Below are 19,842 nucleotides of genomic sequence, written 5' to 3' on the forward strand. Positions count from 1 at the left end.
CTTGGAGATCCCAGCCCCCGTAGAGAGAACCGAGGACAGCGTGCCGCTCACCCGGATCGGGAAGATGCCCACCCAGCCCATGGGTGGGGTCGAGTACGGCGGCGGACGGCTGGCGTCCGCGCCAGGGGAGGCCAGCGTGGCCGACGCCATGGTCCGCCGGCCGAAGCTGCTCTCGGCGACGGCGACCAGGAGCGACGTACGCGATCTCTTCAGCGACGACCATGTGCACGCGGCGCTCGTCGTCGACGGCGAACGCCTGCTGACGGTCATCGAGCCGCACGAGGTCGAGGCCGGCGAGGAGGAAACGGCGAACACCTTGGGCACGCTGCAGGGCCGCACGATCTCGTCGGACGCCGACCTGTGGGAGACCTGGGTGCGGATGACCGAGACCGGCCGTCGCCGTCTGGTTGTGGTCGATCGGGGCCGCTGTGTCGGGCTCCTGTGTCTCAAGAGCAGCGGTCGCGGATTCTGCTGCGATGCAGGTATCCAGGCCAGGAACGCCCACCCCTCACATCTGGAGCTGATATGGGACGAGTGACAGTTGGACGACCGGTGCTGCGGGTGCGCGACGGCGTCGTCTCACGCCGACCGGACACGCTGGCCGCCGAGGAGCCGATGGAGATCCGCGTCAACGGCCGCCCGCTGACGGTCACGATGCGCACTCCCGGTGGCGACTTCGACCTGGCCATCGGCTTCCTGGTCAGCGAGGGCGTCGTCCACTCCGCGGACGACGTCGCAAGCGTCCGCTACTGCGCCGGTGCCACCGCCGACGGCGGCAACACCTACAACGTGGTCGACGTCGGCTTGGCCGCCCACGTCCCGCCGCCGGACGCCTCGCTGGAGCGCAGCTTCTACACGACCTCCTCGTGCGGCCTGTGCGGCAAGGCGTCCCTGGAGGCGGTGCGTACGTCCTCGGCCTGGTCGGTTGCCGCCGACACCCTGCGGGCCACCCCCGAGCTGCTCGCCACGCTACCCGAGCGGCTGCGAGAGGCGCAGCGTGTCTTCGACAGCACCGGCGGCCTGCACGCGGCCGGACTCTTCGACGCCGAGGGCAACCTGCTCTGCGCCCGCGAGGACGTCGGCCGGCACAACGCCGTCGACAAGGTCATCGGCCACGCCCTGCGTGAGGGCTTGGTGCCGCTGCGCAACAGCATGCTGATGGTGAGCGGCCGGGCCTCCTTCGAGCTGGTCCAGAAGGCGGTGATGGCCGGCATCCCGCTGCTCGCGGCCGTCTCGGCGCCCTCCTCGCTCGCCGTCGACCTCGCCGACGACAACGGCCTGACCCTGGTCGGCTTCCTGCGCGGCTCCTCGATGAACATCTACTCCGGCACCGACCGCATCGAGGCCGTCCCCGTCGGCTGACGGCTCATCGGAACTGAGTATGTGAGCTCAGGCCGAGCCGGTGGTCGGGCGGCCAGACTGATGCCATGCCCGACACCGACGTCACCAGACCGCAGCCGCTCGTCGCCCTGCTGCGGCATCACCTGCTCGCGCCGGCGATCTCCTGCTTCCTGGGTGTCCTGAGCCTGGCCACGGTCTTCTGCTTCCACTTCCCCGAGCTGCTGACCACCCGTGAGTTCCGCGCGGTCTACACCGAGGACTTCGCCCGTACGCTGCTCCTGGTCGGTCTGGCGGCAGCCTTCTTCGCCGGCACGATCGCGGTGCTGCGCGACCAGCACAAGCGGCTGGCCTTCATCGGTGTCGGCACGGCGACCGCCGCGGTGCTGCTCGGCGGCACCGAGGTGCCGTTCGACGGTTCGGTCGACGACACGTCGTTCTCGCTCGGCCTCGACTGGTTCGTGCTCGCGCTGTTCTTCTCCGCGCTGGTGTTCATCCCGCTCGAGCATGCCCTCGCCCGCCGCCCGGTGCCGGTCTTCCGGCCCGGCTGGCGTACCGACGCGTGCTACTTCTTCATGAGCCACGTCCTGGTGCAGTTCATCCTGATCCTGGTCACCACCTCGACCTCGCTGGTCGTCTCGACCGTGAAGGTCCCAGGCGTACAGGAGCGGATCGACGGCCTGCCGTTCGTGGCGGCGTTCGCGTTGGCCGTCTTCCTCGCCGATCTCGCCCAGGCGGTGCTGCACCGCTGCTACCACCGGATCATGGTGCTGTGGCGCTTCCACGCGGTGCACCACTCGAGCCCCGAGCTCGACTGGCTGGCTGGCTCCCGGGTTCACTTCGTCGAGACCGTCCTGACTCGCAGCATCGTGCTGCTGCCGCTGCTGTTCCTCGGCTTCTCGACCTCGGTCGTCAACGCGTACGCGGTGCTGGTCGGCATCCAGGCGGTCGTCGCCCACGCCAACCTCGGCATCCGGTTCGGCTGGCTCGAGTACCTGATCGTCCTGCCCCGCTACCACCACTGGCACCACGCCCGGCACCTCGACTACTGGGACCGCAACTACGCCATCCACCTGCCGGTGATCGACATGCTGATGGGCTCTTTCAAGCTGCCCCGCGACGGCAGCTGGCCCGAGGAGTACGGCGTCCTCAAGCGCGAGACCGTCCCGGTCGGGATCCTCGCTCAGCACGTCGCTCCGTTCCGCGGCCAGCGGACCTTCGACGAGTACGTCCGCTGACCGCGGCGGTCAGGAGGGTTCGATCGGCTCGGGCTCTTCGGACATGGACGTGGCCCATCCGTCAGGTCCGGTGATGCATTCGCCGCGGATGCTCATGGTGACGACCTCGGGCGTGAGCTTCTCGACCTGCACCGTGAGGAGCAGGTCGTCCTGCTCGAGCTGTGCCCACGGGGGCTGCGACTTCTGCTTGCTCGTCGTCCAGCCGTCGCTGCTCAACGCTTCGGTGATGGCCGTGACTGTCGCGGCAGGGGTGGTGCCGGCAGGGGGCGTGACCGTGGCGGAGGCGAGGTACTCGACACCTTGGGTTTCGAGGCCGCACAGGTTCCAGCGGCCTTCTCCTGCCACCTTCGACGCGTGCTCACCGGCCGTGGTGAGTGCTGAGCCGAAGGTGCGGTGGATCGCTTCGCGTTGAGCCTCTGCGTCTCCGTCGGGGTCCGAGGATTCTCCGGAGCAACCGAGGAGCATCAACGGCGTGACGGCGAGGAGAGACAAGGCGAGGAGTCGTTTCATCAATTTCCCAAGGTCAGGTGGCATCGGGGCCGGTTTCGGATCGTCCGGGCTCGTTCGCGGTGGGGTCACGGTCCCATTCGGGGTCGACGGCTCCGCTGTACCACGGGTCGTACGACTGTTCAGCCTCCTCGACGTCGTCACCGTGGCCGTCGACGATCTTGCCGATGTTGTAGAGGGATTCGGTGTCATCGTCAAGGTAGGATCCGTGCGCGTCGCCGAAGTTCGGCAGACTGCTTCGGTCGACGTCCTCGGCCTCGAAGCGAGTCGCACCGAAGTCTTCGGAAGACGGATCGGTCCCAAGGCCGATGGGGCCCTTGCCGACCCACCCCTCGTCGCCGAGCATCGCTACGCCGTCTCGGCTGTCGCGTCCGACGTAGACGTGTCCGGAGCCTACGGAGAGCTCGTCCGCGTTCTCGGCCGGCCCGGCTCCGGGGCTACCGATGAGGACGACGTCATCGGCCGCGAAGTCGTCCTCCGAGGCGGCGTACGCGGTGGTGGTGGAGCCATAGCTGTGGCCGATGGCGGTGAGGTGGGCTTCGTCCGGGCGCGACGCTCTCAGGCCGTCGAGGGCGTCGGAGAGACGGCGCCCACCGTCCTCGGCACGACCCTCCGTCAGGGTGGCCGGGTCGGTCGGCCCGCTCGGTGCGTCGTAGCCGAGCCAGAACATCGCGGCGACGCTGGAGCCGTCGCCGTTGTAGCGGGCCGATTCGTACACGTTGGTCATCTTGTCGGTGTAGAAGTCGGTGTCGGTCATCTCCGACTTGATGCCCGGGGTGAAGACGGCGACGTCGTCGGCGGTGTCCATGTCACCGACGGCGACCGCGACGCGCCCGTCACCGTCGAAGGCAGTGGGGTCGTAGAGCCAGAGCGTGCCTCCTGGTTTCGCCCCGGTGGTGGGATCGACGTAGCTCTCCGCACGGTGGAGACCGTCGCGGGCAGCGCGTGCGTTGGCGAGCTGCATCTTCTCGTCAGCCGTCAGCGTCCCGTCGGCTTCCTTGTCTCCCAGCGTCGCCAGATCGTCGTCCAGCAGGATCCTGTTGGCGTCGTCGCGTGCGCTCGCAGGCAGGCCATCCGCGGATCCGATGGTCTCGGGGTAGGCCGCTGTGACGGCCGCGCGCTCCTCAGCGGAAAGACCGTCCCACCATGCCTTGACCTCTGCCGGCGTCGACCCGCCCCCAGGTGCGCCGGGCTCGTTCATCGCGTCGGTCGCGTCCTGGGTGGCACCGCCGGTCGCGGAGAGCGCGCCGTTGAGCCCCTTCGCCGAGGCGAAGGACTGGCGAAGCTGGTCCTCGTTGTCGGTGACGCGGCGGCACCATGAGTCGTGATCGGTGATCAGGTCGCGGTACCGCGAGGTGAGATCCCGGGCACGGGCCTGTAGGTCGGCGATCGTGGAGGCGCTCGCGTCATCTGCGGCCTCGATGTCGGCGAGCAGACCGGTTCGGTCCGCGTCCAAGCGCTGTTTGCGGTCGCGAAGGTCGTCCCGGTCTCGCTTCAACGTCTGAAGAGTGTCTGCATAGAAGGTCACTGCGCGCGCGACCCGGCGCACCGACTGGTGCATGGCTTCGTGCTCGGGCCCGGCACTCCCCGCTGCGTCTCGGTAGGCCTCGTATGCGTAGCCCTTCCACCCCGAGATCAGGCGCTCGTCGCTCGCCCGTTCACCGAACGTCTCGAACGGTGTCGCGGCCTTGTACAGGCTGGTGGCGAGGGCTTCGGCACCCCCTGGGTCGCCAAGAAGCTCGGCGATCTGCGGCTCGGAGGCTGGGACGGCGATTGTTGTCATCTGGTCGGCCCGAGATGCCCGTCGAGGCGGTCCAGCCAGGACTTCGAAACCTGGTCAGCATCGTTGATGTGGTCCGCGGTCGTGCTGATCGCGTCGGCAAAGCCGGATGCGATGTCGGCACTCTCGTGCGCGTAGCCCGACCACGCTTCCATGAACGAAGAGGCGACGTGCTGCACCGAGGGAGCGAGCCCCGAAACCGAGAGGCCGGCGAGCTCCTTGGACGTCTTCTCCATCTCATCGGCCTGCTCGCCCCAACCGGTGCTCGCGGAGCGCATCTGGTTGTATTCGATCCCGGTTACGCTCATTGCCCATCACCCTCGACCAGAGCCGTGAGCAGAGGGAGCTTCCAAGGCGAGCGAGCGCAGTCGGAGCACGAGCCTCTGCGTGGCTGGGACCGCCAGCAACAGAACGTCCTGTCGGTCGAGACCACGGCCGATGTGGCCTGCGACCCTGGGCATCCCTGTCGGCGGCATGGCGACGGTCCAGCCCCGTTCGCGGAGCCATGCCGATGCTGCTGTCAGTCGCCCGCGCGCGTTTCCCTCTTCGATCTCGTCCAGGGTCCAGAGCGTCTCGCGTCGAGCGAGGTCCTGGCCCGGGACCGTCACCCAGTTGACTTGCGGGGGCGGTGCTGTTCGCTCACCGAGAAGGTGAGCGGCACTGCGCTCGGAGAGTGCGTCCGGCCGGACCGTGGCGACCGCAACGGCCGAACGCTCCGGTGGTGTCTCAGGAGGTAGGACGATCAGATCGGCATCTGGATGACGTCGCCTGACCGTGGCCCAAAATGGATCCAACCGCTGTTCGTCGTCCCGTACGACCTTGGTGTTACGCATCTACTCATCCCCCGAAAAGCAAACGGTGCGTCACGTCGAGTATGTCTGAAAAAGATCGAGATCACCCGCAAGCGTACGAATTCGGGAGGGTGCGTTGCTCGTCTCGTCGGACCTGCGCCGAGCCTGGCCGGGCCTCGACGGGCATGCCGCGTGAAGCCTGCTCGCCGCGGTTTGGGAGAGTGTGCCCATGGATGAGCACACCGCGGCTTCGGGAGAGCAGCCTGCCCTGAAGGCCGTCCTCTGGGACATGGACGGCACCCTCGTCGACACCGAGCCCTACTGGATCGCGGCGGAGCACGCGATCGCGGAGCGCTTCGGCACGACCTGGTCCGAGGAACAGGCGATGGAGCTGGTCGGCAACGCGCTGATCGAGTCGGCGCGGTTGATCAAGGTGGGGATGGGCCTCCCGCACGAGCCGGAGGAGATCGTGGAGATGCTCCTCGACGGTGTGGTCGAGCAGGTCGAGCGCGAGGTTCCCTGGCGACCGGGTGCGCGCGAGCTGCTCCTCGACCTGGTCGAGCAGGGCGTGCCCTGCGCGCTGGTCACGATGTCCTACGCACGATTCGTCGGCCCGATCCTCGAGCAGCTGCCCGAGGGCACCTTCAAGGTGATCGTCACTGGCGACATGGTTCGCAACGGCAAGCCCCACCCTGAGCCTTACCTCACTGCGGCGGCGGCCCTCGGCGTCGCGGCCGAGGACACCGTCGCGGTGGAGGACTCCAACACCGGCGCCCGGTCGGCCGAGGCAGCCGGCTGCACCGTGTTGGTCATCGAGAACCACGTCCCGGTGGCCCCCGGCGAGCGGCGGGTCTTCCGCGACACGCTCGAGGGGATGACGTACGCCGACCTGGCTGCTCTCTGACCGGCCGCTCTGCGGCCCCGGCCTAGGGGACCATCCAGCTCAGGACGGGGGTCGCCTGCAGACCGACCAGGGCGCACATGAACACGAGCATCAGCAGGCTCCAACCGAGCACCTTGCGGAAGATCTCGCCCTCCTTGCCTGCCATGCCGACCGCGGCCGCAGCGATGGCGAGGTTCTGCGGGCTGACCATCTTGCCCAGCACCCCTCCCGACGAGTTGGCGGCGGCCATCAGGGTCGGGTCGAGACCGGCGGCGGTGGCCGCCTTCACCTGCAGAGCGCCGAAGAGCGTGTTCGCGGAGGTGTCCGAACCGGTCACGGCGACGCCGATCCAGCCCAGGATCGGGGAGATGATGGCGAACGCGCTCCCCGTCTGGGCGAGCAGCTCGCCCAGCGACCCGGTCTGACCCGACAGGTTCATCACGTACGCCAGGCCGAGCACCGCCATCACCGTGATGATGGCCGATCTCAGCTCGACATAGGTCTTGACGTACGTCTTGATGGCGGTGCTCGGCGAGACTCTCAGGATGAGAGCCGTGATGACGCCGGCGAAGACCAGGAGCGTCCCTGCGGCCGGCAGCCAGCCGAAGCCGAAGGTCATGAATCCGGAGGCGGTGCCGTCGGGGTTGGCGACGTCGAGGCTGGGCCACTGGAAGCTCAGCGTCCACGGCGGCTGCGCGAGCGCCTCCTTGACGGCAGAGATGTTGGTGAACGCGAAGATGGCGATGATGACCAGGTACGGGGCGTACGCCTTGACGACCTCGGCCCTGCTGTCGCGGATCTGCGGGGACCCGTTGCCGGTCGCGGTGAGGACGGCGGACGTGCCGGCCGAGCCTGCCTGGCCCTCTGCACGGGTCGAGGTGGCGTCGGCGGTCGCGGTGATCTGCTCCTGCGGCTGCCACACCCGCAGCAGCCCGACGATGGCGGCAGTGGCCACCAGCGAGGCGACGATGTCGGCGAGGGGGACCGAGATGTAGTTGGCGGCGACGAACTGCGCGATGCCGAAGGCGAGGCCGCAGACCAGTGCGACCGGCCAGGTCTGTCGCAGACCTCGTCGGCCGTCGACCACGAGGACGAGGATCAGGGGCACGAAGACGGCGAGGATGGGGGTCTGGCGGCCGACCATCGCCCCGAGCGTCTCGGCGTCGATGCCGGAGGTCTTCTCCAGCCCGGCGATCGGCGAGGCCATCGCTCCGAATGCGACCGGGGCGGTGTTGGCGATCAGCGCGACCGTGGCGGCCTTGATGGGTTTGAACCCGACTGCCATCAGCATCACCACGGTGATCGCGACCGGGGTGCCGAAGCCGGCGAGGGCCTCCAGGAGGGCGCCGAAGCAGAACGCGATGATGAGCGCTTGGATGCGCTGGTCCTCGCTGATGGACCCGAAGGAACGCTTCAGGACCTCGAAGTGGCCGGTGGCGACCGTCAGGTTGTAGATCCAGATCGCGTTGACGACGATCCACATGATCGGGAAGAAGCCGAAGGTCGCGCCTTCTGCCCCGGCCATGATCGCCTGGCCGACCGGCATCTTGAAGAAGGTGACGGCGACGAGCAGGGCGGCGACGAGCGAGATGAGGCCCGCCTGCCAGGCCTTCATCTTCAGGCCGCCGAGCAGGATGAAGAGGGTGAGCAGGGGGAGTGCGGCGCACAGAGCGCTCAGCGCGAGCGATCCGCCGACTGGGTCAAGGTCTTGCTGGAACGTCTGGAACATGCGTTCTCCCGGGAGGTGTGGCGCTTCGGTTCGTTTCACGTACGAGCTGTGGGGGTGTTCCGTGATTCGCTGGGCGCGGCACCGGTCAGAAGATGACGCCGGGGTTCAAGATGCCGTCGGGGTCCAGCGCCTGTTTGATCCGCCGGTTGAGCTCCATCGCCTCCTCTCCGAGCTGGTCGGGCAGCCAGGCCTTCTTCAGCCGTCCGACCCCGTGCTCGCCGGTGATGGTGCCGCCAAGGCCGATCGCCAGCTCCATGACCTCGCCGTACGCGGCCTGGGCTCGTTCCACCTGTTCGGTGTCGCTGGGGTCGAAGACGATGAGGGGGTGGGTGTTGCCGTCGCCGGCGTGGGCGACGACCGCGATGTCGACCCCGCGGTTCGCCGAGATGGCGGCGATGCCGTCGACCAGGTCGCTGAGCTGCGGAATCGGGACGCCCACGTCCTCCAGCAGCAGCGATCCGCGACGCTCGAGCGCCGGGATGGCGGCACGGCGGGCCGCGACGAAGGCCTCCCCCTCTTGGGGGTCGTCGGTGTGGAACACCTCGCTGGCCCGGTAACGCGAGCAGATCTCGCTGATCGCCTCGAGCTCGGCGAGCGCGAACTCAGCCGGCTCGTCGGACTGGATGACCAGCAGGGCGGCCGCGGAGCGGTCCAGGCCCATCCGGGTCATGTCCTCGACCGCGTTGATCGAGGCTTGGTCCATGAACTCCAGCATCGAGGGGCGCATCGTGCGGGTCATCTCGCAGACCGCGCCGGTGGCGTCGGTCAGCGAGCCGAACGTCGCTACGAGCGTGGAGGGCGGCCGTTGGGCGGGTAGCAGGCGCAGCACGACCTCGGTCACGATGCCCAAGGTGCCCTCGCTGCCGACGAAAAGCTTGGTCAGCGAGAGCCCCGCAACGTCCTTGATGCGGGGCCCGCCCAGCTCGACCACCGTGCCGTCGGCGAGCACGACGGTCATCCCGAGCACGTAGTCGGTGGTAACGCCGTACTTCACGCAGCACAGCCCGCCGGCGTTGGTGGCGATGTTGCCGCCGATGGAGCAGATCTCGAAGGAGGAGGGATCGGGTGGGTACCACAGCCCGTGCGCGGCAGCGGCCGCCTTCACCTCGGCGTTGAACAGGCCGGGCTCGGTGCGGCAGGTACGGGTGAGTGGATCGACCTCGATGCGGCGCATCCGCTCGGTCGAGATCACCACGCACCCGTCGGCGGCGGTCGAACCGCCCGACAGGCTGGTGCCGGCGCCTCGAGTCACGATCGGGACCCGATGCCGGGCCGCCAGCCGCACTACCGCCTGGACGTCTTCGGTCGAGGAGACCCGGACCACCGCGACGGGCGTGCCTGCCGTCGGGTCGTTGGCTCGGTCCCAGCGATAACCGGCCATCCGGTCAGGATCGGTCAGCACCGCGTCCGGGGCCATGGTGGGGGCGAGGCTCTCGAGCTCAGCGACAAGACCAGACATCGTGATCTTTCATTTAGCGGAACGTGTGTTCCACGTCACAATGGAGGTCTCCCGGGCCACTGTCAAGAGTCCGTCTTGCTGGCGAGCAGGCTCTCCGCGAGCCGTCGCGCGCCGCTGTGCAGCAGCGGGATCGCCCGCTGCACCAGCTCGTCGCTCATCCGGGGGAGTGGTCCGGAGATCGACAGTGCCATCCAGGGCAGCTCGTCTCCGACGGGTGCAGCCACGCAGCGTACGCCGATCTCCTGCTCCTGCTCGTCTAGCGCGAAGCCGGCCTCCCTGATCCGCTCCAGCTCGGCCTCCAGTGCCGTAGCGTTCGTGATCGTGTGGGGTGTGCGCGCGACCAGCGGCCGGCGCATGATCGCCTCCACCGTAGGGCGGGGCAGCCGTGACAGGAGCACCTTCCCGACGCCGGTGCTGTGCAGGTCCACCCGGCGGCCGACCTCGGTGAACATCCGCATGGTGTAGCCGGAGGGGACCTGAGCGACGTACTCCGCCTGGTGGCCGGCCAGGACCGCGAGGTTGGCGGTCTCGCCGGTCTCGGCGACCAGGTCGGCAAGGACCGCGGTGGCATCGACCCCGGTGAGCTGGTTGGCCGCGTTGCCGAGCGGCATCAGCCGCATCCCGAGCGTGTAGCGCCGATCGCCGAGCTGGCGCATGTAGCCACGCTCGACGAGAGCACGGCAGAGACGATGGACGGTGGGGGCGGGAAGCTGGAGGAGGGCGGCGATCTCCGCGATCGACATGCCGCGACCGGCGGACGCGACCGCCTCCATGACGTCGAGCGCACGGTGGACCGTCTGGGCTCCGCCTGCTGCTGTTTCCGCGGACCTTGACATCGAGCCACCCCTCCTTGAGGATTTCGGTATACGACTGGTTGATTCCACTATATAGAACGGCAGATCTGGATGGCAGTGGTGCAAGTGAGCGGGCTCAGCGTCGCCGAGCAGCTCGTCGACTTCGTACGTGCCGAGGCGTTGCCCGGCACCGGCATCGACGAGGCCGACTTCTGGTCAGGTGCCGCAGCCATCATCGAGGACCTGGGTCCACGGGTCCAGGACCTGGTCCGCCACCGTGACCAGCTGCAGCAGTCGATCGATGCCTACCACCGCGGCCGCTCCGGGACACCACAGCCTGAAGAGTATGAGGCGTTCCTCCGTTCCATCGGCTACCTCGCCGACGAACCGGAGCCGTTCACGATCACCACCTCGGGCGTGGACGCGGAGATCTCCCGGATCGCGGGTCCCCAGCTCGTGGTGCCCCTGTTGAACGCGCGGTTCGCGGTCAACGCTGCCAATGCACGCTGGGGCTCCCTCTACGACGCGCTCTACGGGACCGACGTCATCGACGAGGAGGAGGGCCGCGGCAGGGCAGGTGGGTACAACCCGGTCCGCGGCGCTGCCGTCATCGCCCGCGGGAGGGCGTTCCTCGACCAGCACTTCCCGCTCGCGGGCGGTTCGCACGCGGACGCAGTGGCCTATCGGATCGTCGACGGGACGCTGGTCACCGAGGTTCGGACAGGGGAGCACCCTCTCGCGGATCCTGAGCAGCTGGTCGGCTTCCAAGGAGAGCCTGGGGAGCCGCGGACGGTCCTCCTGAACCACCATGGTCTGCACGTCGAGATCCAGATCGACCGATCCCACCGGATCGGTCGCGGCGACGCCGCGGGCGTGTGCGACATCGTCCTCGAGTCGGCGCTGACCACGATCATGGACCTCGAGGACTCCGTCGCCGCGGTCGACGCGAGCGACAAGATCGACGGCTACCGCAACTGGCTGCTGCTGATGCAGCGACGTCTCGACGCGGCGGTCACCAAGGACGGGCAGACGTTCACCAGGACCATGGCCCCCGACCGGGAGTACGTCACGCCCGGCGGCGAAGCGCTCACCCTGCCGGGTCGCTCGCTGCTGCTCATCCGTCAGGTCGGTCACCTGATGACCAGCGACGCGGTGCTGGACGCCCGGGGCGAGCCGGTCTCCGAGGGCATCCTCGACGCGCTGATCACCGGCCTCGGCAGCCTGCACGACCTGCGCGGCGAGCAGGCGGGCGGCAACTCGCGTACCGGCTCGGTCTACGTCGTGAAGCCGAAGATGCACGGCCCCGACGAGGTGGCGCTCGCCTGCGAGATCCTGGGGCGCGTCGAGGAGCTGCTCGGACTTCCGGGGCGGACCATCAAGATCGGCATCATGGACGAGGAGCGCCGCACCTCGGCCAACCTCAAGTCGTGCATCGAGCGCGCCCGCGACCGCGTCGCCTTCATCAACACCGGATTCCTCGACCGCACCGGCGACGAGATCCACACCTCGATGGAAGCCGGGCCGATGGTCCGCAAGGCACAGATGAAGGCGCAGCCGTGGATCGCGGCCTACGAGGACGCCAACGTCGACATCGGGCTGGAGTGCGGCTTCCAGGGACGAGCGCAGGTCGGCAAGGGCATGTGGGCTGCCCCGGACAACATGGCCGAGATGCTCGCGCAGAAGGTCGCCCACCCGCAGGCGGGAGCGAGCTGTGCCTGGGTTCCCTCGCCGACCGCGGCCACGCTGCATGCCACCCACTACCACGAGGTCGACGTCGCGGCGCGGCAACGTGAGCTCGCAGGCGGACGGCGTACGACCCTGCGCCAGCTGCTCACCCTGCCGCTGGGCGACCCGGGCGCCTGGAGCGCAGAGGACCGCCAGGCCGAGCTCGACAACAACATCCAGAGCGCGCTCGGCTACGTCGTTCGCTGGGTCGACGCCGGGGTGGGCTGCTCCAAGGTTCCCGACCTCAGCGGCACGCCGCTGATGGAGGACCGAGCCACCTGTCGGATCAGCTCGCAGCACGTGGCCAACTGGGTGCGTCACGGCATCGTCACCACCGAGCAGGTCGAGGAGTCGCTGCGCCGCATGGCGGCCGTGGTCGACGAGCAGAACGCCGGCGACCCGGCCTATCTGCCGATGGCGCCCGGGTTCGACACCGATGCCTTCCTGGCCACCCGTGACCTGGTGCTGCTCGGCACCCAGCAACCCTCGGGATACACCGAGCCGATACTCCACCAGCGGCGCCAGGCCCACAAGAGCAAGGAGAAGACATGATCTTCGGCTTGGAGACCTCTCGCGACATCATCGCCGCGGCCAGGGCGTACGGGGCTGAGCAGGGCTTCAAGCCGCTGACCGTCGTGGTGCTCGACCAAGGCGGCGACCTGCTCGCGGCCGAGCGCGAGGACGGTTCGTCGAACAAGCGTTTCGAGATCGCTCGGGGGAAGGCGCACGGAGCGCTCGCTCTCGGACTCGGGTCGCGAGCGCTCATGGCCCGGGCCGAGCAGCAGCCCTACTTCGTCACGGCGGCCGCCGCAGCCATCGGCGGAAGCCTGGTTCCGGTGCCCGGCGGCGTACTCGTCCGCGACTCCGGTGGCACCCTCCTGGGGGCCGTAGGGATCTCGGGTGACACCTCCGACAACGACGAGGCCGCCGCGCTGGCCGGCATCGCTTCGGTCGGGCTCGTCGGCCAGCCGGACTGAGGCGCTGCTCCCGCCGTTCACCTGTCCGGCTGAGACCAACTAAGGTGCTCGGGTGGCCATGCAGATCACCCCGTCCATCCTGAACGCCGACTTCGCGGACCTCGGGGCCGAGGTGGCGAGGATCCCCAGCGCAGACTGGATCCATGTCGACGTCATGGACAACCACTTCGTGCCCAACCTGACCTTCGGGCCGGCGATGGTCGAGGCGCTGGCACGGACCACCTCGGTGCCGCTGGACGCTCATCTGATGATCGAGAACGCTGACCGCGAGGCGCCTGCCTACGTCGAGGCCGGCTGTGCCTCGGTGACCTTCCACGTCGAAGCCACCAGGGCCCCGGTGCGACTGGCCCGCGAGATCCGGGCCAAGGGCGCCCGGGCGTCGATGGCGCTCAAGCCGGCGACGCCGATCGAGCCCTACGAGGACATGCTGGCCGAGCTCGACATGGTGCTGCTGATGACCGTCGAGCCGGGCTTCGGTGGGCAGAAGTTCCTCGACCTGGTGCTGCCCAAGATCCGCCGGGCACGTTCGCTGATGGACAAGCACGGCGTCGAGACCTGGCTGCAGGTCGACGGCGGGGTCTCGCTGGAGACCATCGAGCGCTGCGCCGAGGCGGGGGCCGACGTCTTCGTCGCCGGCTCTGCCGTGTACTCGGCCGCCGACCCGGATGCGATGGTCAACGCGCTGCGCGACAAGGCCGTCTCAGCGGCCGACGCCTGATCCGGTGTCGTGCCACATGTGTGGCACACTGGTGGAAGACGAGCTTGTGCTCGCGTGCTCTGGGGTCGGTGAAATTCCGAGCCGGCGGTGACTGGATCCCTCTACAAATTGTGGGGTTCAGAAGTCCGCGACCCGATGGCAGCCAGTCATCGGTTGACCAAGTGAGAATCTTGGACCGACGGTTAAAGTCCGGATGGGAAGACGCACGCAGCCCGATTCGTCGTGACCGCCCTGAGACCAGGGCGCGGCGCGATGTTTCGGCCTGACCCCGGAGTCCGTGAGACGGACCAGAGGGGATCAGATGAAGAGCTTGGACCAGCGTGACCCGGAGCCAGGAGCGATGCGTCGCGCCCTGGAGCTGGCCGCTGCGATCGGTGCCCCGGGACCTGCCATCTACCCGAACCCGCGGGTGGGCTGCGTACTCCTGGGACCTGACGGGTCGATGATCGCCGAGGGCTACCACCGCGGGCCAGGCACGCCTCATGCCGAGGTCGATGCCCTGGCGAAGGCTGGTGACGCGGCCCGCGGCGCAACGGCGGTCGTGACCCTCGAGCCGTGCAACCACACCGGCCGCACCGGCCCGTGCTCGCAGGCGCTGATCGAGGCCGGTGTCGTCCGCGTCGTCTACGCCCAGTCCGACCCCAACCCGGTCGCCGCCGGCGGCGCCGCCACGCTGAAGCAGTCGGGCATCGAGGTCGAGCAGGGCCTGTACGCAGCGGAGTCCCGTGACCTCAACCGGGTCTGGACCCAGGCCGCCGAGCTACAGCGCCCCTACGTCACCTGGAAGTTCGCCACCACCCTCGACGGGCGCAGCGCCGCCGCCGACGGCACCTCGCGCTGGGTCTCCTCGCGCGCCGCGCGGCTCGACACCCACGAGCTGCGGGCGCTCAGCGACACGATGCTGGTCGGGACCAACACGGTCGCTGTCGACGACCCCGCGTTGACGGTCCGCGATGCGGAGGACCGACCGGTCGGCGTACAGCCTCTGCGGGTCGTCATGGGGGAGCGCGACCTCCCCGAGGACCGCCGGATCTTCGACGCCCAGGCGCCCTCGCTCCACCTCCGCACGCGCGACCCACACGAGGCCCTGGCCGCCCTGTGGGAGCGCGAACGCCGCCATGTCTTTCTCGAGGGCGGGCCGACGCTGGCCGCGGCCTTCCTGGAGGCGGGCCTCGTCGACGAGATCGTCGTCTACGTCGCCCCGTTCCTGCTCGGCGCCGGCCGCTCGGCCGTCGCCGACCTCGGGATCAGCACCATCTCCGACGCCTTCCGGCCGCGGGTGCGCTCTGTCGACGTGCTCGCCCCCGCAGCCGTGGGCGACGAGCCGAACGTACGACTCATCTTGGAACCACAGAAAGGGGAGCAGTGATGTTCACCGGGATTGTTGAGGAGCTCGGCACCGTCGCCGGGATCGAGGACCAGGGCGACGCCGTACGCCTGACCATCTCCGCCGCGACCGTACTGTCAGACGCCGAGCTGGGCGCCTCCATCGCGGTCAACGGCTGCTGCCTGACGGTCGCCACGCTCGGGGAGAACAAGTGGACCGCCGACGTGATGCTGGAGACGCTCAAGCGCACGAGCCTGCACGCGATCGAGGTCGGCGACCAGGTCAACCTGGAGCGCGCGGTCACCCCGAGCACCCGGCTCGGCGGCCACATCGTCCAGGGCCATGTCGACGGCGTCGGGCGCATCGTCTCCCGAGAGCCCAGCGAGCACTGGGAGGTCGTGACGATCTCCATCGATCCGGAGCTGGCGCGCTATGTCGTGGAGAAGGGCTCGATCGCGGTCGACGGGATCAGCCTCACCGTGGTCTCGGTGAGCGAGGACTCCTTCACCGTCAGTCTGATCCCCGAGACCCTGGCGCGTACGTCGCTGGGGTTCCGGGCCGTCGGCGACGAGGTCAACCTCGAGACCGACATCATCGCCAAGCACGTCGAGAAGCTTCTGGGAGGGGTGCGGTCATGACGCTTGAGGAACAGTACGCCGGGGTCCGGCTGGATCCGGTCGAGAACGCCATCGCGGACCTGGCGGCCGGCAAGCCGGTCGTGGTCGTCGACGACGAGGACCGGGAGAACGAGGGCGACCTGATCTTCTCCGCCGAGCTGGCGACCCCGGAGGTGATGGCGTTCGCGATCCGCTGGTCCTCCGGCGTGATCTGCGTGGCGCTCCCAGGGGACCGGCTCGACGCTCTCGACCTGCCGCCGATGACTCGTGTCAACGAGGATCGCAAGCAGACCGCCTACGCGGTCTCGGTCGACGCTCGCGAGGGCGTCTCGACCGGCATCTCGGCCGCCGACCGGGCCCTCACGACGCGGCTGCTCGCCGGTCCGTCGTCGGTAGCCGGGGACCTGACCCGACCCGGTCACGTCTTCCCGCTGCGGGCACGCGACGGGGGAGTCCTGGTGCGCGTCGGTCACACCGAGGCCGCGGTCGACCTGACCCGGCTGGCCGGTCTGGAGCCCGCCGGTGCGCTGGTCGAGCTGGTCAACGACGACGGCACCATGCAGCGCGCCCCGCAGCTGCGCGAGTTCGCCGACGAGCACGGTCTCGCGATGATCTCGATCGCCGACCTGGTGACCTACCGGCGGCGCACCGAGGTGCTGGTTGAGCGCAAGGCGGTGACTCGGCTGCCCACCGAGTTCGGTGAGTTCACCGCGTACGGCTATCTCACCACCGATGACGAGGTCGAGCACGTCGCGCTGGTCCACGGCGACATCGCCGGGAACGAACCCGTGCTCGCCCGGGTGCACTCGGAGTGCCTGACCGGGGACGTCTTCGGGTCGCGGCGCTGCGACTGCGGGCCGCAGCTGCGGGAGGCGCTCGCGCGGATCGCGGACGCCGGGTGCGGCGTGGTCGTCTACCTGCGTGGCCATGAGGGCCGCGGGATCGGGCTGCTCGCCAAGCTGCAGGCCTACCAGCTCCAGGACGGCGGGCGGGACACCGTCGATGCCAACCTCGACCTCGGGCTGCCGGCCGACGCGCGGCACTATGGCGCCGCCTCGCAGATCCTGCGCGACCTCAAGGTCGACTCGGTGAAGCTGTTGACCAACAACCCTGAGAAAGTGAGTCATCTGGAGGCGTACGGTGTCGAGGTCGCCGAGCGGGTGCCGCTCACTCCGCGACCCAACGAGCACAATCTCGCCTACCTGCTGACCAAGCGTGACCGGATGGGCCACGCGCTGCCTGATCTGTCTGAGGAGAACCGATGAGTGGCAAAGGTGCCCCTACGCCCGAGATCGTCGACGCGAGCGACCTGCGGGTCGCGGTCGTGGCGTCGCGCTGGCACGACGAGGTCATGGCCGGCCTGCTGAACGGCGCCGAGCGGGCACTCAAGGAGGCCTCCGTCGGCGGCCTGACCATCGTCCGGGTGCCCGGCGCCTTCGAGCTCCCGGTCGCCGCGGCCGCGCTGGCCAAGTCGGGCTACGACGCCATCGTCGCGCTCGGCGTCGTCATCCGCGGAGGCACCCCGCACTTCGACTACGTCTGCTCGGCGGCCACCGACGGGCTGAACCGGATCGCGATCGACCACATCATCCCCGTCGGGTTCGGTCTGCTGACCTGCGACAACGAGGAGCAGGCGCTTGATCGGGCCGGGCTCGAGGGGTCGAGCGAGGACAAGGGGTACGAGGCCGCCGCGGCAGCCATGGAGACCGCGCTCGCCCTGCGCGACTGCGTGCGTCACTACTGACGCTCGACGCCGTCACCGCCAGGTGGCCAGGTCGGGGTCGATGCCGTGAGCTCTCGCCGCTTCGTCGACGGTCTGGTGGAACCAGCTCGCCAGACCGTCGCGGATGCCGTCGTAGTGGGCCGCGAAGCCGGGGTCTGCCTCGAACATCCGTCCGAGGCAGACCTGCATCTGGCGTGTGATCGGGAAGAAGTTGCCGAAGATCTCGCGGTGGCGCTCGGCCAGCTCGTTGGCCTCGGGGCTGCCGGGCCGTACGTTCCTGTCGAGCGCCGCACCGAGGTCCTGCTCGAAGCTCGACATCGACCGGCTCAGATCGTGCCACTCCTGCTTGGAGCGGAAGGCCGCCCTCTCCGCGAACTGCGCCCACTGTGGCGAGTCGCCCCAGCGTGCCCGCGCCTCGACGTTGCGGTGCGGGTCCCAGCCGGGACCGAACAGGGTCTCCTGCTCATCGGGGCTCAGCGGGATCCCGTGCTCGTGGGCCTCGGCCATCGTGGACAGCCGGTCCTCGAGCCGTTGCAGGTCCGCGATCCGCACAGCGAGCCGCTCACGTTGCTCCTGGAGGGTGACTCCGATCTCCGAGGCCGCGTCGTCGAGCACGCCGCGGATCGCGTCCAGCCCGAGGCCGGTCTCGCGGTAGGCGAGGACCCGGTTCAGGCGCTGCAGGTCAGCCTCGGTGTAGAGGCGGTAGCCCGCCGGCGTACGAGCCGACGGTGTCGCCAGGCCGACCTCGTCCCAGTGGTGCAGCGTCCGCACGGTCACGCCGAGCAGGGCGGCGGTGTCGCCGACGGTCAGACCGGTGTCGTGCGGTCGCTCAGCCACATACGACATTGTGCCCTCAGGACTCGCTCGGTGCCGGGATGCCCATCGCGTCGAGGTTGCGGGCTCCCTGGCTCGTGGCTTCGTACTGCTTCGCGGCCGTGAAGATCACCCGGGTGCGCTCGGGCGTGATCACCTCGATGTCGCGGGTGTTCCAGTAGGTGTCGCGGGGACCTACGACGCTGTCCGGGGCGATCGCCCGGCAGCTCTCTGCGACCTGCTCGATCTGGTTCAGTACGCAGGAGAAGCTGACGCTCGTGGCCGACGGGGTTGTGGGCTCGGTGAAGTCTGGACCAGCGGGAACGAGAAGCACGTCCTGAAACGTCCAGCGACGTAGATGCACCACCTGTCCCGGGACGTTGAACAGGTCGATGAACCCGAGCCCGCGGACCCAGAAATCCGTCGAGACGGCCAGGTCGGCGCACGGCACGGTCAGGAACTGGGGCATCCCGTAGATCCCGCGGAACGGCTCAGGGGCCACCGCGTCAGGACCCGGCAGTGGCACGGGGCTGACCTCGAAGGCGTCGTAATAGTCACTCATGCGAGGAATCGTTCAGCCTCACGCCGCGTGAGGGTCAAGCGGAGCCGCGATCAGGCGATGAGCCTCGCGACGAGATCGCCCAGACGGCGGCGCGCATCCGGCTCCTGCCGGGCTGACGCCTGCTCGACGACGAAGCCGTGCTCGGCGAGTAGCTCTTCGAGGGCCTCGGCGGACCAGTAGTAGGCCGTGTGGACGGCGTGGTCGAACGCTTCCCCGGGCTCGCCGTCGAAGTAGCCGATCAGCGCCGACCCGCCGGGCTCGAGGACGCGGGAGAACTCGCTCAGGATCTTCGGGAGATCGGCAGGCGGGGTGTGGATGATCGAGTACCACGCCAGGATGCCGCCGACGGACCGGTTCTCCAGCGGGATCGCTGCCAGGTCGGCCTGCTGGAAGGCGACGCTCGGGAAGCGCTCTCGTGCTGCCGTGACGAACTCGGTCGAGGCGTCCAAGCCGACGACGTCGCGTACGCCGCTCGAGACGAGCTCTTCGCTCCAGTGGCCCGGGCCGCAGCCGGCGTCCAGGAGGCGACCGGTCGTGGTGTCTCGCCAGGTGGTGATCGTCTTGCGGTCTTGCTCGGCTAGCTTGTCGGTCGTTCCGAAGAGGTCGATGTATTCGGCTGCGCGGGCGTCGTAGGCGGCGCCTATCTTGGTCGTGGGCATCGGTGCTCGAGGGTAGCGGGTCCGTCCGTCGGCTCGCTGCCGCCTGCCGTGTGGGGTGGGTGGATGTGTGTCTGTTTGGTCTCGTGTCCGGGTTCCAGCACGGGTGGGGCCAATACCGTGCTTGGGTTGGGTGATTATGAAGCGCCCCAGGTTTGATGCCGCTGCTGTTTGAGTCCGGAAGGATGGACAGTATGCCGAAGAA

Annotated in this window: 20 protein-coding genes and 1 riboswitch; of the genes, 11 read left to right on the forward strand and 9 right to left on the reverse strand. The window is 68.9% G+C overall.

Translation table 11 applies throughout. From position 1 onward, the window contains the following. Positions 1-64 precede the first annotated feature (64 nt). The 3 genes from IEY84_RS06130 (at position 65) to IEY84_RS06140 (ending at position 2,576) form a co-directional block, all read left to right on the forward strand. Positions 65-538, forward strand: coding sequence for a CBS domain-containing protein (locus IEY84_RS06130; RefSeq protein WP_183544568.1), 474 nt, complete (start codon positions 65-67; stop codon positions 536-538). Then, positions 526-1,362 carry a formate dehydrogenase accessory sulfurtransferase FdhD gene (gene fdhD / locus IEY84_RS06135; RefSeq protein ID WP_183544567.1) on the forward strand — a complete coding sequence of 279 codons (837 nt, stop codon included), beginning with the start codon at positions 526-528 and terminating at the stop codon, positions 1,360-1,362. Before IEY84_RS06130 ends, fdhD begins: the two co-directional genes overlap by 13 nt. Before the next feature lie 65 nt (positions 1,363-1,427). Further along, entirely contained in the window at positions 1,428-2,576 is a 1,149-nt protein-coding gene (locus tag IEY84_RS06140; RefSeq protein ID WP_183544566.1) for a sterol desaturase family protein, read from the forward strand. A 9-nt stretch (positions 2,577-2,585) separates the two neighbouring features. Here the strand turns inward: IEY84_RS06140 and IEY84_RS06145 are convergent, their stop codons facing one another. Genes IEY84_RS06145 through IEY84_RS06155 form a run of 3 tightly spaced genes read right to left on the reverse strand, consistent with a single transcriptional unit; the run spans position 2,586 to position 5,171 of the window. After that, a complete protein-coding gene (locus IEY84_RS06145) occupies positions 2,586-3,086 on the reverse strand; it encodes a lipoprotein LppJ family protein (protein ID WP_183544565.1) in 501 nt (166 codons plus the stop codon). A gap of 13 nt (positions 3,087-3,099) precedes the next feature. Continuing rightward, positions 3,100-4,866, reverse strand: coding sequence for an alpha/beta hydrolase (locus IEY84_RS06150; RefSeq protein WP_183544564.1), 1,767 nt, complete (start codon positions 4,864-4,866; stop codon positions 3,100-3,102). Next, a complete protein-coding gene (locus IEY84_RS06155; RefSeq protein ID WP_183544562.1) occupies positions 4,863-5,171 on the reverse strand; it encodes a hypothetical protein in 309 nt (102 codons plus the stop codon). The genes IEY84_RS06150 and IEY84_RS06155 overlap by 4 nt, the downstream gene beginning before the upstream one ends. Before the next feature lie 712 nt (positions 5,172-5,883). On the opposite strand from IEY84_RS06155, the gene IEY84_RS06160 reads away from it, so the two are divergent. After that, a complete protein-coding gene (locus IEY84_RS06160) occupies positions 5,884-6,558 on the forward strand; it encodes an HAD family hydrolase (RefSeq protein WP_183544560.1) in 675 nt (224 codons plus the stop codon). A 22-nt stretch (positions 6,559-6,580) separates the two neighbouring features. On the opposite strand, the gene IEY84_RS06165 is transcribed toward IEY84_RS06160, so the two are convergent. The 3 genes from IEY84_RS06165 to IEY84_RS06175 form a co-directional block, all read right to left on the reverse strand. Continuing rightward, on the reverse strand, positions 6,581-8,266 hold the full coding sequence (locus IEY84_RS06165) for an L-lactate permease (RefSeq protein ID WP_183544558.1): 1,686 nt from the start codon (positions 8,264-8,266) through the stop codon (positions 6,581-6,583). Positions 8,267-8,351: 85 nt separating this feature from the next. Next, complete coding sequence (locus tag IEY84_RS06170; protein ID WP_183544555.1) at positions 8,352-9,725, reverse strand: FAD-binding oxidoreductase; 1,374 nt, start codon at positions 9,723-9,725, stop codon at positions 8,352-8,354. Between the two features lie 62 nt (positions 9,726-9,787). Next, complete coding sequence (locus tag IEY84_RS06175) at positions 9,788-10,561, reverse strand: IclR family transcriptional regulator (RefSeq protein ID WP_183544553.1); 774 nt, start codon at positions 10,559-10,561, stop codon at positions 9,788-9,790. Between the two features lie 69 nt (positions 10,562-10,630). Between IEY84_RS06175 and IEY84_RS06180 the strand changes: the two genes are divergently transcribed. The 7 genes from IEY84_RS06180 to ribH all read left to right on the forward strand — a co-directional run bounded on the left by IEY84_RS06180 (position 10,631) and on the right by ribH (position 17,627). After that, positions 10,631-12,796: a malate synthase G gene (locus IEY84_RS06180; RefSeq protein WP_183544552.1), complete on the forward strand. Its 2,166-nt coding sequence runs from the start codon at positions 10,631-10,633 to the stop codon at positions 12,794-12,796. Next, entirely contained in the window at positions 12,793-13,221 is a 429-nt protein-coding gene (locus IEY84_RS06185) for a GlcG/HbpS family heme-binding protein (RefSeq protein ID WP_183544551.1), read from the forward strand. Before IEY84_RS06180 ends, IEY84_RS06185 begins: the two co-directional genes overlap by 4 nt. A gap of 58 nt (positions 13,222-13,279) precedes the next feature. Beyond that, the gene (gene rpe / locus IEY84_RS06190) at positions 13,280-13,939 is read left to right on the forward strand and encodes a ribulose-phosphate 3-epimerase (RefSeq protein WP_221208752.1); all 660 of its coding nucleotides are present in this window, start codon (positions 13,280-13,282) and stop codon (positions 13,937-13,939) included. 50 nt (positions 13,940-13,989) lie between these two features. After that, positions 13,990-14,150: riboswitch (FMN riboswitch) on the forward strand. Between the two features lie 90 nt (positions 14,151-14,240). Next, complete coding sequence (gene ribD, locus IEY84_RS06195) at positions 14,241-15,308, forward strand: bifunctional diaminohydroxyphosphoribosylaminopyrimidine deaminase/5-amino-6-(5-phosphoribosylamino)uracil reductase RibD (RefSeq protein WP_229788386.1); 1,068 nt, start codon at positions 14,241-14,243, stop codon at positions 15,306-15,308. After that, positions 15,308-15,904 carry a riboflavin synthase gene (locus IEY84_RS06200; RefSeq protein WP_183544548.1) on the forward strand — a complete coding sequence of 199 codons (597 nt, stop codon included), beginning with the start codon at positions 15,308-15,310 and terminating at the stop codon, positions 15,902-15,904. Before ribD ends, IEY84_RS06200 begins: the two co-directional genes overlap by 1 nt. Beyond that, entirely contained in the window at positions 15,901-17,148 is a 1,248-nt protein-coding gene (locus tag IEY84_RS06205; RefSeq protein ID WP_183544545.1) for a bifunctional 3,4-dihydroxy-2-butanone-4-phosphate synthase/GTP cyclohydrolase II, read from the forward strand. Before IEY84_RS06200 ends, IEY84_RS06205 begins: the two co-directional genes overlap by 4 nt. Then, the gene (gene ribH / locus IEY84_RS06210; RefSeq protein ID WP_183544542.1) at positions 17,145-17,627 is read left to right on the forward strand and encodes a 6,7-dimethyl-8-ribityllumazine synthase; all 483 of its coding nucleotides are present in this window, start codon (positions 17,145-17,147) and stop codon (positions 17,625-17,627) included. Before IEY84_RS06205 ends, ribH begins: the two co-directional genes overlap by 4 nt. Positions 17,628-17,639: 12 nt before the next feature. Here ribH and IEY84_RS06215 read toward each other — a convergent pair whose 3' ends face one another. Genes IEY84_RS06215 through IEY84_RS06225 form a run of 3 tightly spaced genes read right to left on the reverse strand, consistent with a single transcriptional unit; the run spans position 17,640 to position 19,640 of the window. Further along, positions 17,640-18,443 carry a MerR family transcriptional regulator gene (locus IEY84_RS06215; RefSeq protein ID WP_221208721.1) on the reverse strand — a complete coding sequence of 268 codons (804 nt, stop codon included), beginning with the start codon at positions 18,441-18,443 and terminating at the stop codon, positions 17,640-17,642. Between the two features lie 16 nt (positions 18,444-18,459). Beyond that, entirely contained in the window at positions 18,460-18,981 is a 522-nt protein-coding gene (locus tag IEY84_RS06220) for a VOC family protein (RefSeq protein ID WP_183544537.1), read from the reverse strand. A 50-nt stretch (positions 18,982-19,031) separates the two neighbouring features. After that, a complete protein-coding gene (locus tag IEY84_RS06225; protein ID WP_183544535.1) occupies positions 19,032-19,640 on the reverse strand; it encodes a class I SAM-dependent methyltransferase in 609 nt (202 codons plus the stop codon). Between the last annotated feature and the right edge of the window lie 202 nt (positions 19,641-19,842).

The sequence above is a fragment of the Nocardioides albus genome (assembly GCF_014648255.1).
Classification (GTDB): Bacteria; Actinomycetota; Actinomycetes; order Propionibacteriales; family Nocardioidaceae; genus Nocardioides; species Nocardioides albus.

Coding starts and splice junctions, on each gene's coding strand:
- IEY84_RS06130 (WP_183544568.1), top strand. CDS start 65: ATGCCCACCCAGCCCATGGGTGGGGTCGAGTACGGCGGCGGACGGCTG.
- fdhD (WP_183544567.1), top strand. CDS start 526: ATGGGACGAGTGACAGTTGGACGACCGGTGCTGCGGGTGCGCGACGGC.
- IEY84_RS06140 (WP_183544566.1), top strand. CDS start 1,428: ATGCCCGACACCGACGTCACCAGACCGCAGCCGCTCGTCGCCCTGCTG.
- IEY84_RS06145 (WP_183544565.1), bottom strand. CDS start 3,086: ATGAAACGACTCCTCGCCTTGTCTCTCCTCGCCGTCACGCCGTTGATG.
- IEY84_RS06150 (WP_183544564.1), bottom strand. CDS start 4,866: ATGACAACAATCGCCGTCCCAGCCTCCGAGCCGCAGATCGCCGAGCTT.
- IEY84_RS06155 (WP_183544562.1), bottom strand. CDS start 5,171: ATGAGCGTAACCGGGATCGAATACAACCAGATGCGCTCCGCGAGCACC.
- IEY84_RS06160 (WP_183544560.1), top strand. CDS start 5,884: ATGGATGAGCACACCGCGGCTTCGGGAGAGCAGCCTGCCCTGAAGGCC.
- IEY84_RS06165 (WP_183544558.1), bottom strand. CDS start 8,266: ATGTTCCAGACGTTCCAGCAAGACCTTGACCCAGTCGGCGGATCGCTC.
- IEY84_RS06170 (WP_183544555.1), bottom strand. CDS start 9,725: ATGTCTGGTCTTGTCGCTGAGCTCGAGAGCCTCGCCCCCACCATGGCC.
- IEY84_RS06175 (WP_183544553.1), bottom strand. CDS start 10,561: ATGTCAAGGTCCGCGGAAACAGCAGCAGGCGGAGCCCAGACGGTCCAC.
- IEY84_RS06180 (WP_183544552.1), top strand. CDS start 10,631: ATGGCAGTGGTGCAAGTGAGCGGGCTCAGCGTCGCCGAGCAGCTCGTC.
- IEY84_RS06185 (WP_183544551.1), top strand. CDS start 12,793: ATGATCTTCGGCTTGGAGACCTCTCGCGACATCATCGCCGCGGCCAGG.
- rpe (WP_221208752.1), top strand. CDS start 13,280: ATGCAGATCACCCCGTCCATCCTGAACGCCGACTTCGCGGACCTCGGG.
- ribD (WP_229788386.1), top strand. CDS start 14,241: ATGAAGAGCTTGGACCAGCGTGACCCGGAGCCAGGAGCGATGCGTCGC.
- IEY84_RS06200 (WP_183544548.1), top strand. CDS start 15,308: ATGTTCACCGGGATTGTTGAGGAGCTCGGCACCGTCGCCGGGATCGAG.
- IEY84_RS06205 (WP_183544545.1), top strand. CDS start 15,901: ATGACGCTTGAGGAACAGTACGCCGGGGTCCGGCTGGATCCGGTCGAG.
- ribH (WP_183544542.1), top strand. CDS start 17,145: ATGAGTGGCAAAGGTGCCCCTACGCCCGAGATCGTCGACGCGAGCGAC.
- IEY84_RS06220 (WP_183544537.1), bottom strand. CDS start 18,981: ATGAGTGACTATTACGACGCCTTCGAGGTCAGCCCCGTGCCACTGCCG.
- IEY84_RS06225 (WP_183544535.1), bottom strand. CDS start 19,640: ATGCCCACGACCAAGATAGGCGCCGCCTACGACGCCCGCGCAGCCGAA.